The sequence below is a fragment of the Mesorhizobium sp. M0060 genome, from assembly GCF_040323155.1.
In the GTDB taxonomy this organism is placed as follows: domain Bacteria; phylum Pseudomonadota; class Alphaproteobacteria; order Rhizobiales; family Rhizobiaceae; genus Mesorhizobium.
On record NZ_JAMYUP010000099.1, the window covers coordinates 1 to 12,224 of the forward strand.

Annotated in this window: 8 protein-coding genes and 4 pseudogenes; 5 read left to right on the forward strand and 7 right to left on the reverse strand. The window is 58.3% G+C overall.

Features of this window, described 5'->3' with window-relative positions; all coding sequences use genetic code 11:
- Nucleotides 1–96 precede the first annotated feature (96 nt).
- Together NKJ94_RS35620 and NKJ94_RS35625 are read right to left on the reverse strand one after the other, a co-directional pair.
- Nucleotides 97–628, reverse strand: a pseudogene (locus NKJ94_RS35620) (transposase family protein); the annotation flags it as partial.
- Nucleotides 629–706: 78 nt separating this feature from the next.
- Nucleotides 707–1,009, reverse strand: a pseudogene (locus tag NKJ94_RS35625) (transposase); the annotation flags it as partial.
- Between the two features lie 1,094 nt (nt 1,010–2,103).
- Here NKJ94_RS35625 and NKJ94_RS35630 point away from each other — a divergent pair.
- Nucleotides 2,104–3,033, forward strand: coding sequence for an isopenicillin N synthase family dioxygenase (locus NKJ94_RS35630; RefSeq protein ID WP_352532267.1), 930 nt, complete (start codon nt 2,104–2,106; stop codon nt 3,031–3,033).
- 145 nt (nt 3,034–3,178) lie between these two features.
- On the opposite strand, the gene NKJ94_RS37730 is transcribed toward NKJ94_RS35630, so the two are convergent.
- Nucleotides 3,179–3,424, reverse strand: a complete 246-nt coding sequence (locus NKJ94_RS37730; protein WP_502904249.1) for a hypothetical protein — start codon at nt 3,422–3,424, stop codon at nt 3,179–3,181.
- Between the two features lie 1,406 nt (nt 3,425–4,830).
- Nucleotides 4,831–5,946 carry a saccharopine dehydrogenase family protein gene (locus NKJ94_RS35635; protein ID WP_352532269.1) on the reverse strand — a complete coding sequence of 372 codons (1,116 nt, stop codon included), beginning with the start codon at nt 5,944–5,946 and terminating at the stop codon, nt 4,831–4,833.
- Between the two features lie 439 nt (nt 5,947–6,385).
- Here NKJ94_RS35635 and NKJ94_RS35640 point away from each other — a divergent pair.
- A pseudogene (locus tag NKJ94_RS35640) lies at nt 6,386–6,550 on the forward strand (transposase); the annotation flags it as partial.
- 513 nt (nt 6,551–7,063) lie between these two features.
- Here NKJ94_RS35640 and NKJ94_RS35645 read toward each other — a convergent pair.
- On the reverse strand, nt 7,064–7,189 hold the full coding sequence (locus NKJ94_RS35645; RefSeq protein WP_502904250.1) for a transposase: 126 nt from the start codon (nt 7,187–7,189) through the stop codon (nt 7,064–7,066).
- A gap of 718 nt (nt 7,190–7,907) precedes the next feature.
- Here NKJ94_RS35645 and NKJ94_RS35650 point away from each other — a divergent pair.
- Nucleotides 7,908–8,606: a class I SAM-dependent DNA methyltransferase gene (locus tag NKJ94_RS35650; RefSeq protein ID WP_352532271.1), complete on the forward strand. Its 699-nt coding sequence runs from the start codon at nt 7,908–7,910 to the stop codon at nt 8,604–8,606.
- A gap of 425 nt (nt 8,607–9,031) precedes the next feature.
- Complete coding sequence (locus tag NKJ94_RS35655; RefSeq protein ID WP_352532273.1) at nt 9,032–9,886, forward strand: aldo/keto reductase; 855 nt, start codon at nt 9,032–9,034, stop codon at nt 9,884–9,886.
- A 631-nt stretch (nt 9,887–10,517) separates the two neighbouring features.
- Here the strand turns inward: NKJ94_RS35655 and NKJ94_RS35665 are convergent.
- Nucleotides 10,518–10,646 (reverse strand): annotated as a pseudogene (locus tag NKJ94_RS35665) (IS630 family transposase); the annotation flags it as partial.
- Nucleotides 10,647–10,855: 209 nt separating this feature from the next.
- Nucleotides 10,856–11,590, reverse strand: a complete 735-nt coding sequence (locus NKJ94_RS35670; RefSeq protein WP_352532274.1) for a methyltransferase domain-containing protein — start codon at nt 11,588–11,590, stop codon at nt 10,856–10,858.
- Nucleotides 11,591–11,955: 365 nt separating this feature from the next.
- On the opposite strand from NKJ94_RS35670, the gene NKJ94_RS35675 reads away from it, so the two are divergent.
- Nucleotides 11,956–12,224: hypothetical protein (locus NKJ94_RS35675; protein WP_352532276.1), on the forward strand; the 269-nt coding region annotated here is incomplete at its 3' end.

The window sequence follows — 12,224 nt, forward strand, 5'->3', positions numbered from 1 at the left end:
CGTGATCTGGCATCTGTTGATGAAGGGCGAGAGTTACGCGTGGGCTCGACCCTCCCTGCATGCCAAGAAGCTGCGCGATGTGGAACTCAAGGCCGGGAGCAAGTCTCTCGATACGGCGGTGGTGGCCTTCTCGTGCAGTTCGACGAAGGCGAACTTCGAGGTGCGGTCGAGGGCGACGAACATGTGCAGCCTACCTTGTTCGGTGCGCACCTCGGCGACGTCGATGTGGAAGTAGCCGATCGGATAGCTCTTGAACTTCTTCTTTGCCGGCTTGTCGCCTTCAACGTCCGGCAGGCGGCTGATGCCGTGGCGTTGAAGACAACGATGCAGTGACGAGCGCGTCAGATGCGGGAGGCTGTAAGGCATAGAGGCAGTCATCGAGCGGCAACAGAGTGTAGCGCCGGAAGGCAACGATGACAGCTTCCTCCTCGGGCGAGAGCACGGTCGACCTCGGCTCTCTCGGACCGGTCGGCAGATCGGCCACCGAGGTCCGCTCCCGCCATTTGGCGACGGTCTTCTGGTTAATCCCGTAGCGCTTGGCCAGTGCCCTCAGGCTCTCTTGACTATGCTGTATCGCTCGACGGACTGCCTCAGTCGTCGTGGCGCTCCCATGGAGAACCTGGCCCATAGCGCATCCCTTGATTCGGAAGACAAGGATGCCCCATCAAAGCCTGGGATCAAACATCTAGCGCCGGCGCCAATTCTGATGCGCCCGCACGATGGTCGAGTCTATCATCAGCCATTCCAGATCAGCTTCGCGTGCCAGGACCGCAAGCATGTCGTCGAGCACACCCATCTCAATCCAGCGATAATAGCGCCGCTTCACTTCCGGCGTGGTCGCCAAGCCTTTCTGGCAGGTCGCGCCAGCGGCCGCCCGAACGCGCCATCCACAACAGCGCATCCAAAAACCGTGAGTTGTTCGTGCGAGGATCGAATTTGCCTTTCGTTCTTCCGGGCACAACCCTTTGATCCGATCCCACAGATCGTCTCGAAGCGCATCGCAGTCCATCGCTGACCTCCAAAAATCAGCGTTGAATCTGGAGGGTTCTGTGTGGTCGCGGGCGCGATGGTACGGGCTCGCACGGGTCGCGACTACATTGAAGCCTGATTGAACTGAACCGCGGGATGGCGGGCGGGGCTATGGGGATTTAGGGCTCGACAGTGTGTCCGAGGCGCCGGAGCGGGCTCGCCGATCGCTCTTGGGCGGTCGCCCGTCGTCGCGATGCAGGACCATCTGCGACGCGAGAGACGGCGCCATTGGGTCGTTGACGCTGAGGTGCAGCGTTGCTGGCGACAGCCAGGCTGCGACTTTGACTAGCGGCGCGCAAAGGCCCTTCGGCGACTGTAGCAGACGCCGGGATGGACGGTGCGAGCGTGTCGGTGCGCAGCGTGTCATGAGGTGTCTGGCCAGGTCGGGGCCTTGCGCGGGATCGGGCCGAGCGAGGCCATGGCGCCGCACTTGCCGCTTGAGTTCGTCGACAAAGCCAACGGAAGGGTCCTCCATGTCACCTGCTGAGATCGAGCAATTATGAAATCTTCATGTATTAAAATCTTAATCAAAGCTAGAGAATTGCAATATCGATCAACAAATTTTTAATTTAACTTATATGGCACTCGCGCACGATGCTATGTATATCTGGTGATAAGGTTCATGCAAAACATATACAGCATCCCGTGGTCTTACCTGTGAAGAGAACTCCATGTCTAATTTAATCGATAGGAATCGCCGTGACGAGAGATGCCCCGATAGGGCCGACAAACCCGCGTTCCCGCCATATCCAAGGCAATGTCGAACTCATGAGTCGCTCCCCTAATACACCAGGCGAACTATCACCTGACGGTCTGCAGGGGTGTCTTCAGTTCGGGCATGCCCGAGCCGGATTGGCTGCGCGAAATGGCTCGTGTCGCGCGCCCGACCGAACTATCAGCGTTAGTGCTCCTATGGGGCGGCCACATCCTTGGATGACGAGATGAGCCGCAACATACGGCCGTTCCTATGTCAGCACACTGTCTGGACGACGGCAGGTACCTCGCGATCAACAATGTGGACTACAAGATTTTCCAGAAGCCCCACAGGGGCAAAGCACCAACGAAGGAGCGACTATGACCACATTACCGCAAATCTCACTGGCGAAACTGTCAGCCGATGCAACGCGACGTGAAGAGCAACAGCACTTACGCGTGGCCTGCGAGCAGTACGGGTTCTTTTACCTTATCGAGCACGGAATCCCGAAAGAACAGATCGCAGCAGCGATCGACGCTTCCCGGCGGTTCTTCAAATTGCCACAGTCGGTCAAGGAACGCTATGGTCCCGCCGCCCAAGATGTGTATCCCCCTATTGCCCGTGGATACATTCCGATGCACGGCGAGGTGCTGCATCCCGAGGCTGGCCCCGATCGAAAGGAACTGTTTGACCTCGGAACAGAGGACGAAGACGACCGGCGTCCATTTGCCGGACTCACGCGCTTCCCGGATGACGCCTTGGCTCCTGGTTTCGCGCGAAGCCTGCTTGCTTTGCAGGCTACTGTGCTTGACGGGGTTGTCCCGCAGCTCGGAAGCGCGCTTGCCGACCTGCTCGATATGGAACAGGGCTGGTTCCAACGCTATTTCAGCCCGCCAACAGTCCTGCAACGGGTGAACCGGTATCCAGCTAGCGGCGGCGTGGCCGGCAAGCATACCGACACTGGCTTCTTCACGCTACTACTGCAGGAAGAACTCCCTACGCGCTCCTTGCAGGTGTGGTTCCAAGAGCGATGGACCCCGGTGCCGAGCCTGCCCGACAGTCTAGTAGTCAATTTAGGCGACATGCTTCAGGTCTTGAGCGAGGACCGATTCAAGAGTACGCCGCATCAGGTCGCACACAATGGTTCGACCGACAGGATTTCGCTGCCGTTCTTTATCTTTCCCAACATCGACGCTCGCCTGATCTCGCGGCAAGGGAAGCACACCTTCAGTGTCGCAGAAGTGATGGTGCGCAACAGCAACTCACAAGAAACCGGGAATGGCGCCGGACGCGCCCGAGAGTTGCAATAAGTGTTCGGCTTTCTGAGGTGTCAAGCGAAGCGAGAATTTGACTCCTCCTATTGCCTCACTGGATAGTGTTACCGAGTACTGTGGCTTCGAAAGTGCCCGTATCACCGATCGGCGCGGCGGCCGATGATACGGGCGAGCTTTTCGTTCATCCCCCGTCGAGCATGATCAACCGGGCCTTCACAAGCCGTTGCACCATCCTGATGTTCCTTTCTTGGAAGCCGGCCGGATCGATCTCTGTCAGGCGTTGCAGCATGCTTACTGCCGAGAGGGCTCGCTCTTCCTTCAGCCAATTCCTTGATCTTCGCCTCGAAGGGCTCGTACCTGCTAGGTCTTTTCGGCCAGGGTTTAGTCCGTCGATACGGCCGCCGATGCGTTGGTCGTGTCTCCCCATCCTTCTAGGCTGTCTTCAGGTTGGCAGCGAAGGGCTGGGGGTCGATAACGACTGGCTCCTCAATCCTCGCATTCAGGGCGCAACGATCAATCCGCGGCCCAAGCTCTTCCTGCGCGGCGCGGATCCCAGCAAACAAAAGCACGTTCCCCTGTTTAGCATTTCCGATCGCGTCGCCATACTGATCCGCCCTGCCATCCCCCAAAGGGATGGCACGACTTGTCCTTCCCTTTCGGGACAGCGACACTCTGGTAACATTTTTTTGCTTGAGGCAATGCACCTAATGGAATGACGGTGCGCCCGATACCGCTTTTTTGACCCTGGCATCTTCGTCGGCGCCGACCACCTGCCTGAAGGTTCGTGGCCAGCGCTGCGATGTCCGCTGCCAACGAAGGTGAGGGATTCGGCGTTGCCACATCATTCGCGGCGATCTTGCTTTCGATCTCACCAACAAGCGAGAGGGCAGTTTCCATCGCATCTCCAGCTCTGCAATGAACCGCCGGTTTCGGGATCGGCGTTATGTTATATTGCCGAAAACCCCGGTCGGCGGCGCATAGTGCCCAGCCTCCAGATCGCAATTGAGGGCATCCCGAACTTGTTCGCGGTGGGCTTGCTGCCTGCGTCTCGGCTCCGGTCGCGGGAGCGATCGGGCCCGGGTCGACGCGACGCAGGAGTGCTTCCTCGATTTACATCATCGACGCGCAATCCGCCGGAGGCGACGCAGCGCGGCTCCCTGTTTTCGAGCAGCCCCTCAATAGAGCGGAATGGTGTGCTTGGCGCCCGTGTATCGCACCGTGAGCTTGCGGCCGCAGCGCCGGCAAACGGACAAGCCCGGAGAGCAGCGCATGTCCATGTTTTCGGCGCCCCGAATGCCGCTCGTCGGCATTTTTGTTGGTCACCATCTTGCGGATCGCCTCCGCTCTCTCCCAACTGACATAGCTTGGCGCGGAGGATCAACGCCGGCCATTCCTCGTGCGTCCCGGCGGAAGAGCCAAACTCCTACGCACCTTCCTGGAGGGGATAGGCCGAATCGGCAACAGGAGTGGGCCGAGGATGCAGATCGACCTTCCTCGGGGCCGCATGGTGGAATGATTCAGCAACTCCTGGGGGTAAAGCTCCCAAGCCCTGGACGGTGGGAGGGCCGCCCCATACCGCTGACGCGCTGATCGGCAACTCCCTCTCCTGCGGCTTGAAAGCGCCCGCTGGTGGGGAGGAGAACCGGCAAGATGCGCCGCGCGAAAGTCGCGCCCGCGTAGCGACCGGGACGGCGGTGGCAGGCTATTGCAAAGAAATTTTCAATTGAGCTTCCGATCACATCGCTTCATTGGGGAACCTTGTCGCGTTCCGAAACTGGCCGGTCACGGAACGGCGGCCGATCGACCATCGGAAAAGCCACGGGAAACGCCTGCTCATGTGGCAACCGTGGCACCATGGCTCTTTACCGTGTCTCTCTGTCGATAATAAGCGCCGAAGCGGTTCTGCAGAAACGCGTCGAGTGGGATGTCTTCCTGGCGAATGAAGCCCTGAGCGGGGATACTCCCACCGGCAAGCAAATCGAGTACCGAGCAGATGCTGGAAGCCGTCGTAATCTGGATCGCGCTCGTGATGCGCCCGTCAATCTGCGTGTTGTAAATCTTGTTCGCGTAGGTCTCCTGGATCAAGCGGCCGTTTCTGCGCCCGGCTACGGTCACGAAAACAATCACAACGTCCTGTAGCGTGGTCGGCAGCGCGTGTTCGAGTATGTCCTTCAGCACATCACGGCGATCTCGTAGCTTCAGGTCGTGCAAAAGCGCCTTCATAATAGCGGCATGACCGGGATAGCGTATGGTCCGGTAGTTAAGCGTGTTGACCTTGCCCTTTAGGGTTTCACAGAGCGTCCCGAGGCCGCCGGAGGTGTTGAAGGCCTCATAGGTGGCGCCATCGAGCGAGAATTCTTCGCGCTCCTCCAGTGCTGGCACTTCAACGAGCTCGCCATTGACCACGGCCTCGCAGGGCTGGATGTACTCGTTGATGACCCCGTCAGTGTTCCAGGTGAAGTTGTAGTTCAGGGCGTTGCTCGGAAACCGCGGAAGCGCACCGACGCGCAGCCGCACGCTATCGAGGTTGTCGAACTTGCCCGCAAGATCACTCGCCACTATAGAGATGAAACCTGGCGCCAGCCCGCATTGTGGAATGAATGCGGTCTTGGCTGTCTTGGCGATCCGCTTTACCTGCCGAGTGGATTCTAGATCTTCCGTGAGGTCGAGATAATGCACCCCGGCTTTGGCAGCGGCAGTGGCGATGGCAACTGTAAGCAGGAAAGGCGCCGCGTTTAAAACCGCAAACTTGCCGGACAATTGCGCAGCCAAGGCTGCTTCGTCGGCGATGTCGAGGTTCGCCGTCGAAAGCGCGGAGCCGGTTTGAATCTCTGCTAATTGTTCGGCACTGCGGTCAACGACAGTGACATTGTAGTCCCCGGTATCTGCAAGCAGCCGAGCCATTGTGGAGCCGATCTTTCCTGATCCGATGACGACGACGTCCTCCATGATTTTCTCCTGCGACAGCACGATGGTCCGACCGCGTTACGCTTATCAGATCGCGCGGTTGTTTTTGTAAAAGTTCCATTAAATTCGAGCAGATCGCATGGGCAATTCGAAGAAGTGCAGGTTTCGGGCAAGATCGCCAACTCTGGTGTTGCTCGCAGAAGACACCCACGCCGACCGCCGTTGCTCGCTCGCGCACAACCGTTCAGGTGCGGCTCGACCGCGTGGGCGGGAAGGGGTCGTCGCCGGATCCGGCCTGCGACTGTCGGACCGTTATAAGCACGGCCGAGCCCATGTTATGATCGTCCTCAAGTCAAAGGCGCTGGGGCGGTCATTCAATCACTTCGTGCCCTTCGGAGGTCATGTCTCATTCAGTGAGCGGGGCGTTCGACCTCATGCTGACTAGCTGATGTTGAATCGCAAACGTTGCGGCTGAGGGGTCTCACCCACGGCTTTCATCATCGACAGCCAGACCGTGAAGACCTGCGAGACTGGTGGGCCGCGAGGCTATAACGCCGGCAAGAAGATCAAAGCCCGCAAGCGACATGCGCTGGTCGACACCGACGGTCGGGCTCTCGTCCTTTACCCGCATCCCGTCAGCATCCAAATCCCATTGGGATAGCAGCCCGGCTGTGACAGAGTGAGGTTGGGATATAACCCAGTGGGAGACAATCATGCTTATCAGGGCTGACCGACCCGAAGCACCTACCGTCGAGATAGGAGCGCTCATTGCTGAGCCCAACGGGTCACCGGAGGCGGTCGCCCACCCCGGTTCCCACAGAACGCGGCGTGCCGAGCTACCGCATAAGATCTGGTCGGTCACTTTTGATCCGGAATGTGGCGTCGTCGTCCGAGCAAGACATCGACCGCACAGATCAGGATCCCCGATGTCGATAGCTTCCTCAGCTTGAAAGGCAAGGAAGGCTGGTGCCGCGTGTCCCTTTCGGGCCAGCGCGACGATTGTCGGTTTGCGCAGCGGGCCGCCTTGCGCTCCACCCGTCGCGGAACCAGGGGCAGCGCCCAGCGTGGCAGAGCTGCAGCCAGCCAAGCTGGATCAGGGGTTCGCAGCCGCGGATCACCGGATTTCAAACGCCGTGCCGACGGTCGACAGACTGCCGTACTAGGATGTTGGTGCCAAGCCGGCATAGGCTGCCACTTGCCGCCTGTGCTCGAAGTTGCGAAACAGCCCTTCCGACCAAAGCACGTCAGCAACTTCCGGTCCGATGCCCTTGATGCCCAGCAACATCGCCGCGGAGGCAGGTGTTGCCGCGTCTCGCCTCCACCAGTAATGCTTCCCGCTCCGCCTCCACCGCGAACATGCTCCAGGATGTAAGTAGTTCGAGGCGGTGGAGTTCGCGACCGATCTGAGCCTTGGGTCCGGAAGCAGTACTTAGCGCATCGAGTTGTGGTCGCGGCGCAGCGGTTCGTATCCCGGTTTCATCGCGCGAACAACAGCCCGTTGAAGCGCTTGACGTGCCGAGTCCGCTCGCTGGTTAGCACCTTGTGATCGCGCGTGATGCGGCGGCAACGATCCTCTTCGTCGGGATTGGGCGATGTACGCTCTAGCCTTGCGATCGTGAGCATCGCCCATTGCTAAATATTTTATATTATAATTTGGTTAACGGAGGTTCAAATATCCGTATACTCTTTAACAATTATTTAAGGTTTTGTAACAACCACCTAATTGAAGTGGACGTGAAAAAGTATTATTGGTCTTTTTCGGGCTTACTCTTAGATAATTCCCAACTTTGAAAGAGATGCTGGAGAAATCGTAATGCAGGACATTTTTCCGAGCGGATCGAATCCATTGGTGCTGGCATGGGGCGATCGATGATCGCTAAGCCTTTGGACGCCAACTATCTAATAGGCCTCTACAACATTGCGCCCGCGGCCGCGAAGGGCGCGGCCAATGAGAGAAAGAGGATCGTCCCGCATCCGACCTGCCCCAAAATGGAGGAACTGTCATGAAAATCCCCGGTCAACGGTCCGCGCTTAACCAAACCGCACGAAGGAAGGCTTCCCATGCACTCGACACGGATGTCGGCTATTTAGCCCAGTTCTATCGCGACGGGGCCGATACCTACGATCTCAATGTAGGCCGTCAGGGATACTACGGGCCAATCGTCGTGGCGGAACTGGCGGCCGTCATCCAGACAGCCTATTTGGCCAACGAACGAGCAGTCATTACGATCCTAGACGCTGGCTGCGGAACGGGCCTTGTCGGTCTGCAGCTGGAACGCCTAGGTTTCCGGTTGATCGACGGGTTCGATCTCTTCGAGGAGATGGCGGAAAAGGCCCGGCAGACCCGTACCTACCGACAGGTCCAAGGCGATGTCGACCTTAACGGTCCACTCTCCGATTACTGCAACGCGAGCTATGACATCACTGTCTGCTGTGGCGTCTTCACGCACAGGCTTGTCCGACCGGATGGGCTGCGCGAACTGGCTCGCGTCACGCGCCCGAACGGGTTCATCATCGCGAGCACCCGCAAGAGCTATGCGGAGGCCACGTGCTTTGACGGCGAGGTGCGGCGCCTGCAGGACGCGGGCGTCCTTATGCCGGCGCATTGTCTAAGCGATGCCAGATACTACGATGAGGACGCGCATTATTGGGTTTTCCAGGTGCCTGATAAAGCGAGCGCACCCACGGAGGAGCGGCTATGACACGTACAGCAGATCTCGCTGGCGAGGCTGACTGTCAAACGGACTTGAGTCGGCCCTTCAATTGCGGGCTCTTAATACGGTTTCGTTCTGCCATCCCTGATGGACTGTCGGCGCACAGTCTGGTCCAGACAGTAATTTGAGCAGACGAAATCTTGCGCCCCGTCATTCAATACGAGCTCCGAGAACCGGCAGGCCCTGATCGATGAACTCGCAAAAGATTGCGCCGCTTACTGAGCATCCGACCAAAGCGGTAGTCTGGTCGAGACGTCCATTGCACGGTGCAGTTGCCCTTGCCCTGCGGAGACCGGTTGCACGGCGCCGATGGGTAAGCTGCACGCTGTTTTTTTGGCGTGAACTCCCATGTATTTTTGCGGCGCTTTAACGGGCATCTGCCGATCGGAAAACCACCGCAGCGGAGAACGGAAATGAACAATATCACCGCAGCCAAGGCAGGGACTTTCAGGATCGGAGGTGAAATTGAGATTAACCGGCTCGGCTTCGGCGCCAACCGGATCGCCGGCAAGGGGGCATGGGGCGACCCGACCAACCATGCGGAGGCGATCCGTCCCCTGAAACGATTGTCCGACCTCGGCGTGAACTTCATCGACACCGCCGATTCTTACGGCCCCAATGTTTCCGAACAACTGATCCGCGAAGCACTGCATCCGTATTCTTCCATGGTCGTCGCAACCAAGGCCGGCTTAGTCCGCCCCAGCCCAGACGAATGGGAACCGAATGGTCGCCCAGAATATCTGATCGCCCAGGCGAAGGGCAGCCAGAAAAGGCTGGGAGTCAATCAGATTGCACTGTGGCAGCTTCATCGCATTGATCCGAAAGTGCCCCACGACGAGCAGTTCGAGGCTGTGAAATCGCTGTTGGACGAGGGTGTCATCCGCTGCGCCGGGCTTAGCGAGGTAACAATCGAACAGATCGAGGCAGCGCAGAAATTCTTTAAGGTTGCCACGGTGCAGAACCGCTACAATCTCGCCGACCGCGCCAGCGACGACGTGCTCGACTTTTGCGCCGGTCACGATATCGGCTTCATTCCTTGGCTTCCGCTCGCCGACGGCAGACTGGTAGGCCCCGGTGGACCGCTTGAAAAAGTGGCGAAACGACATCAAGCCACAACAGGCCAGATCGCCCTCGCTTGGCTTTTGCAGCGCAGCCGGGTCATGCTCCCCATCCCGGGAACTTCCAAGGTCGCGCATCTGGAGGAAAATGTTGCGGCGGCATCAATAAGGTTGACGGACGAGGAATTCGAATTCTTACAGGCGGCGTGAATATCAACTTGCGCGAGTGTCCCGATCGGAAGTCTGGTTAGGTGTTTGATCCACATAAATGCAACGACGCGCACAGTCTGTCGGCGATCTGCGGACCGTTGGAGAGCCTGAACTGGCGCCAGCGGTTGGGCTGCAGCCCGCGCGCCTTCCAGATGCGACGGACCGCACTCGGGTTGATGCTGGCCGCGGCCGCCATCATATCGGCGGTCCGGTGCGTCGTCTCGCTAGGCGGGTCCTGCAACGTCAGCGCCCCCATACGCTGCTTCAGGCCCGAGAGGCGGAATGCGCGAGGGTCGCGTCTTGTCGCGCAAAGGTCCTTCGAAGCCTTCCGTGGCGAAGCGCTCCTGCAACCTCATACGCAGGTCTTGATTTGCCGGTTTGCTGCATGATCTCGACGGCGCCCACACCGTCGCCGCGCAACAGAATGATCTCGGCGCGCCAAACATGCTTCTGCGGCACAACGCGATCCCTGATCAGCGCGCTCAGGCGGCTGGCGATCAATCGGCTGTTCCTGTGCGCATTCGCCAAACGCGCATGCGCACTCGCGAAACGCAATCCCAAGCGGTTCATTGCCGCGGTCAACTGGACCGGGTCGAGCCAGAAGCGGTCTGGCTGTTGGCCCAGGCCGTACAGAGTAGTGGAAGTCCAGCCGTCGCAGGATGCGTCGCGCCTCTGATGGCGGCAGGGCCTGATAGAGCGCGGCGGGCGTGTGGGTCGATAGATTGTCGAGCACCACCCTGACGCGTTCGGCCTGGGGGTAGCCTGCCGCCATCCCGCGGTTCAGTTCAATCAGGCTTCAATGTAGTCGCGACCCGGGCGAGCCTGTACCATCGCGTCCGCGACCACACTCCAGATTCAGCCTAGCGCATCCAGAGCCCCGAACAGCGAATATCCCAAGAGTGCTAAAGCCACACCCGCAATTGACACTTCTATTAGGTTAAGCCTTCTTGACTGCGGAAGGTCCTTGGGCTACGGGCTGGTTCGGCGGTAGACTGAGATATGACGTTCGGATCGTTTGGTGAAAGCGCTTCTCGACCAATCTCCCCACCGCTCCGCCAGCTCAAGCCCCGCGCATTCGGCCATGGTATCGAGTTCCTGATGATAAACGTAACGAACGCGTTGCGGTAAACGTCTGACCGACGTACCAGAAAACCAGAGGAGGGTCGAAATCAAATTCTGGTTCAGCGGATCGTGGACAGACACATTGACGATCGTATTCTCATGATCCACTATCCGCGCGTTTGTAGTTTGCTGGCCGCCGACGAGAGGGTTCAAGCCTGGCACCCACAGTTCTATCACCAAAACCCCCTCATCATCTAGCGCCTCGGCGGCAGATCGGAGGCAAGCTATTTGCGCTTCTCGCGTGGAAAGCAGTGGAAACGTGAAATAAACGCAATACACCAAATTGTAGCGTCGCTCTGAGTTGAAATGGGCAATATCTCCCTGCCAAGCCTTAATTAGATCCGAACGTTCAGCGAGCAGTTTTAACATGCTGCATGAATTATCGATACCTTCGACCTTGACGCCAGTCTGGCTCAACGGCACTGCCACGCGCCCGTCGCCTATCCCCAGTTCGAGGGCGCTGCCTCCGTTGCAATATCGCTCAAGAAAGGCGACCGTCTCGTCTACCTCAGCGACTTTACCTTGCACGGTGGGTGTATTCTTCGTAGATCGGGGCGTAAATCTCGCCATAATTGAATTCATCAGACATTTTCGAGTCTCTTACCACGTGTTAGCGGTTTCCTTGACTTACCTTCGTCCCGCACTATTCGAAAATAGATTTGCGTCGCCCTTACCGAATACGCCTAGTCCCCCACCCGACGCGAAAGGCCGTGCAAGCACAGAAGCTTGAAACGATGTCGCTCGCGAACGTGCGCTTGCGCCTCGCTTTGCAAAAAGCTGGTCGCCATAGAACTGAGCCCGATATTAAGTGACCGCGCACTCTGGCTGCTGAAGACAGGAGACTCCAATGCGCAGATAATGTCTCCTGCATAAGCCCGTTCCGTCGCGAGCAACTGGTCAAGGGATAACTCTCTAGCGAACGTCGTTGCGGACATCGAACGGCTCCGTTGCTTGGTGAACGTCGCAGTTCAAAGCGCAAGAGGTGTGCCAACTCAAAAAACGATGTTAATCAAATTCTCGGCTTTTCGCGTCCGTTTCGCCTGTTTGCTTTGTCACAACTTTGTCGGGCTTCCAACCATTGGGCAAGCAAGCCGGTTGCAATTGGAGCATCGAAGGTAAGCGCCTCGCCGATCACCTATGGGTTTGGGCTTGATGTTTTCCGGAATCGCCAGGGCATGAGTTCCTCGATCTGGCTCTGTGGATGGCCGTTGATGAT